The following is a 3,085-nucleotide window of genomic DNA, read 5'->3' on the forward strand; positions in this document are numbered from 1 at the left end:
GCATCCGGCAGGACAATGGCTTCAAAACCGACATCGGCACCCGCATCGTGCTGGCCGAAGGCAAAAGAACGCTGGAAGAGCTTCCCGCCCTCTGGCTCACGCCGGGAAAGGAAGAGTGTGAATCCACGGTGTACGGGGAAGACAGCCTCACCCTTAGCGTCACCCTCCGGGCCGGGGTGCGCTGCGTTCCGGAATCCGATGCCGCCGTGCAGGAAGCCGCTCTGGCCGAGACCGCAGAAAACCTGCTGGCGGATATCCGCATGGGCCTGGCCCTCTTTTCCGGGCTGAGTGAGGACGCAGACGACATCCTTTATATAAGCGGCGGTGTTGAGGACTGGCCGGACTGGGCCGGAGGAGAAACCGCCCTGACCCTCAGCGTGGAAGCCCAGATCCGCTACAGCACCGCCAGAAACAACCCCTACGGATAATACCCAGGCCTGTTCAAAGCTTTCGGGTTTAAGCCCCGGAACAGTAGAAAAAAAAAGGGGTCTGACCCCTTTTTTTGAAAGGAGCCTCTTATGTCCAGTAAAGCCCAGAACGCGGCCAACGCCCTCCTGAAATACGAATCCGGTCAGCAGCTGGTTCCGGCCAAAGCCATGACCGATTCCGGAGACCGCACCAGATTCTCCATTCCCGAGGCCCCCTGGTCCGGCGCTCCGGGCCGGGAGCCGGTCATCCGGCCGGACGGCCTCATCACCGGCGGGGCCATCACCCCTTCCGCAGGAAACAACAGTGTCACCGTCGCGGCCCTCACCGCCTATCAGGCGGGGCAGCTTCTTTCCGTGGCCTCGGCATCCGTCTCCCTTGTCCGCGCCACAAGCAGCAACACCCACAAAATCAGCTCCGTCACCATCGACGATACCGGCGCGCTGGCCGCTGTGGCCGGAACGGACGGCACGGCCTTTTCGGAAGTCCGGGGCGCTGCGGGAGGCCCGCCCTTCATCCCCGTGGGCAGCATCGAGCTGGGTCAGGTGCGGCTCACCGGCACAGCCGCCGCAAGCGTGAAAGCTTCAGAAATTTTCACCGTTCCGGGAACCCACACGGAGCTTTATGATTTTCCCATCTGGGATGAAAACCCCGGCAAGGGCGAGATCACCTTTGTGGTGGCCCTGCCTGCCATCCACACGGGCGGCACCCCCCGGCGGGTGTATGCCGAGGTCTATACCCCCATTTTCGCGCCTCTGGAAAAGACCATGGATTTCGTGCCGCCGGAGATCGCCTATTCCCAATCCTCCACCCAGGTGTACGGCGGCACGGTCGGGTCTTCGTCCCAGTCTCTGGGGCAGGGCAGTTTCACCACCTATCTCCGGGATGGCGTCACGGATCCCATCATCGCCCGCAAGGGAGAGCTGCTCTGGTGGCAGTTTTTCCCCCACAGGCTCCGGCCTCCCAGCCTGCTGGTGCAGGCCATTCTGGGCATCGCCCGTACCTATCCGGCAGGCGACAACATCAAGGCCTCCTGCACCCTTTCCGCAGACGCTCCGGCAAAAGAGGTGAAAGCATGATGGACGTGACCCGTTTTGTGAAGGCCCCGGCCTGCCCCCGTACCCGAAGCCTTGCGGCCCCTCAGGATCTGAGGGCTTTTTTTGAGAACCCCGCAGCAGCGGCCTTTGAGGTACGGGGCCTCAGCGGGGAGGAGTTGGCGCGGGTGAGGGCGGCGGTGGAACGCAACCGGGACATGACCGCCATCGTAGAAAAAATCTTCGGGGATCGGGAAGACAAGGTTTCCGCCATCCGGGAGCTGATGGGCCTTTCACCGGACACCCTGCCCGAGGATCTGGCCCGGCGCATCACCATGGTGGCCCTTGGCTGTGTTTCTCCGGAGCTGGACGAACAGGCGGCAGCGCGACTTTTTGAGGTGCAGCCCGTGTTTGCCTACAAACTTTCGGACACCATCCTGCACCTTACCGGCGAGGGCGCGAGCCTGGGGGAGTAGAGACCCTCTGGCGGGACGCGGGTATCCGCGCAGCACTGCATCTGGGGCACGCCAGGGGGAAGATGCTGTTTGAGCTGAGACCGGATGTGTTTCCACAGGGGTTTTTGACGGGGACGGAAACGGCGCTGTGGGGGAGGTTTTATGAGGAGCTGAACAGCCAGTAGGGGCAGGCCCTGTGCCTGCCCGAAGGCCGGGAAAGGTTTCAGGGTGAAGGCCGGGGCGGTGGCAGCAGCTTCAGAGTAAGGGGAGCTGCTGCCCTTTCTTTTGCTTGACAATCCAATGTCTGGACGTACAATATGCTGTACAGGAGGAACCAGACATGGAAGCTATCACCTATACCGCTGCAAGACAAAACCTCGCTAAAACAATGGACAAGGTCTGTGAAGACCGCTCTCCAATTATTGTGACACGAAAATCATCCAATGCCGTTGTGATTATGTCCCTTGAGGATTATGAGGCCCTTGAAGAAACAGCCTATCTTTTACGGTCACCCAAAAATGCAAGGCGTCTTCTGGAATCCATGGCCCAGCTTGAAAATGGGAAAGGGCTTGAAAAGGAGCTTAGGGATTGAGGCTCATTTTCTCTGCCCATGCATGGGACGACTACCTCTTCTGGCAAAAAACCGACAAACAGACCCTGCGCCGGATCAATGCCCTGATCAAAGAAACAATGCGTACCCCCTTTGAGGGTATCGGGAAACCGGAACCTTTAAAACATGCCCTCTCAGGCTACTGGTCCCGAAGAATCAGCGATGAGCACCGCTTTATCTATAAGGTCTCTGAGGATGCCATTGAAATAGTACAGCTGCGGTACCACTATTGACTTTTTGAGTAAAAGTGGGCAGCCCCAAAAGGGGTCTGACCCCTTTTGGCTTTCTATGGCTGATGGGCCGCATATTCATCCAGAAGCCTGCGGATCATCTTCTGGTAGGGTGTGTTGTGTTTTTTGGCTTCCCTCTTGAAAAAGTCAACGCTTGTCCGGCTCAGAGAAAGGGTGACTTTTACGGTTTCTTCCTTCAGAGCCAGTTCTTCTGGGGATGGCAGAAAGTCCGCAACGGGCCTGACCTTCCCCATAGGCTCATCCGTGTATCGGATTCTGTTTTTCATATATCTTCTTTCCTTTCCGCCAGTAACCGGCCCCGATGATTCT

The 3,085-nt window shown here is 58.7% G+C and carries 6 protein-coding genes; 5 read left to right on the top strand and 1 reads right to left on the bottom strand.

Going from position 1 to position 3,085, the window contains the following annotated elements:
• The 5 genes from RBR60_RS16590 to RBR60_RS16610 form a co-directional block, all read left to right on the top strand.
• Positions 1–428, top strand: a 428-nt coding sequence (locus RBR60_RS16590) for a hypothetical protein (RefSeq protein ID WP_320358875.1), incomplete at its 5' end; no start/stop codon positions are given.
• Positions 429–518: 90 nt separating this feature from the next.
• Complete coding sequence (locus RBR60_RS16595) at positions 519–1,505, top strand: hypothetical protein (protein WP_320358877.1); 987 nt, start codon at positions 519–521, stop codon at positions 1,503–1,505.
• The gene (locus RBR60_RS16600) at positions 1,502–1,936 is read left to right on the top strand and encodes a hypothetical protein (RefSeq protein WP_320358879.1); all 435 of its coding nucleotides are present in this window, start codon (positions 1,502–1,504) and stop codon (positions 1,934–1,936) included. The genes RBR60_RS16595 and RBR60_RS16600 overlap by 4 nt, the downstream gene beginning before the upstream one ends.
• 319 nt (positions 1,937–2,255) lie before the next feature.
• Complete coding sequence (gene yefM / locus RBR60_RS16605) at positions 2,256–2,507, top strand: YoeB-YefM toxin-antitoxin system antitoxin YefM (protein WP_265426381.1); 252 nt, start codon at positions 2,256–2,258, stop codon at positions 2,505–2,507.
• Positions 2,504–2,758 carry a Txe/YoeB family addiction module toxin gene (locus RBR60_RS16610; RefSeq protein WP_320358883.1) on the top strand — a complete coding sequence of 85 codons (255 nt, stop codon included), beginning with the start codon at positions 2,504–2,506 and terminating at the stop codon, positions 2,756–2,758. The genes yefM and RBR60_RS16610 overlap by 4 nt, the downstream gene beginning before the upstream one ends.
• Positions 2,759–2,811: 53 nt before the next feature.
• On the opposite strand, the gene RBR60_RS16615 is transcribed toward RBR60_RS16610, so the two are convergent.
• Positions 2,812–3,042 carry a CopG family transcriptional regulator gene (locus RBR60_RS16615; RefSeq protein WP_320358885.1) on the bottom strand — a complete coding sequence of 77 codons (231 nt, stop codon included), beginning with the start codon at positions 3,040–3,042 and terminating at the stop codon, positions 2,812–2,814.
• Positions 3,043–3,085 lie beyond the last annotated feature (43 nt).

Origin of the sequence: Desulfobotulus sp., from assembly GCF_034006065.1 — a bacterium.
In the GTDB taxonomy this organism is placed as follows: domain Bacteria; phylum Desulfobacterota; class Desulfobacteria; order Desulfobacterales; family ASO4-4; genus Desulfobotulus.

Bases quoted from the DNA above. Each gene is read 5' to 3' on its own strand.
- RBR60_RS16595 (WP_320358877.1), top strand. From the start codon at position 519: ATGTCCAGTAAAGCCCAGAACGCGGCCAACGCCCTCCTGAAATACGAA.
- RBR60_RS16600 (WP_320358879.1), top strand. From the start codon at position 1,502: ATGATGGACGTGACCCGTTTTGTGAAGGCCCCGGCCTGCCCCCGTACC.
- yefM (WP_265426381.1), top strand. From the start codon at position 2,256: ATGGAAGCTATCACCTATACCGCTGCAAGACAAAACCTCGCTAAAACA.
- RBR60_RS16615 (WP_320358885.1), bottom strand. From the start codon at position 3,042: ATGAAAAACAGAATCCGATACACGGATGAGCCTATGGGGAAGGTCAGG.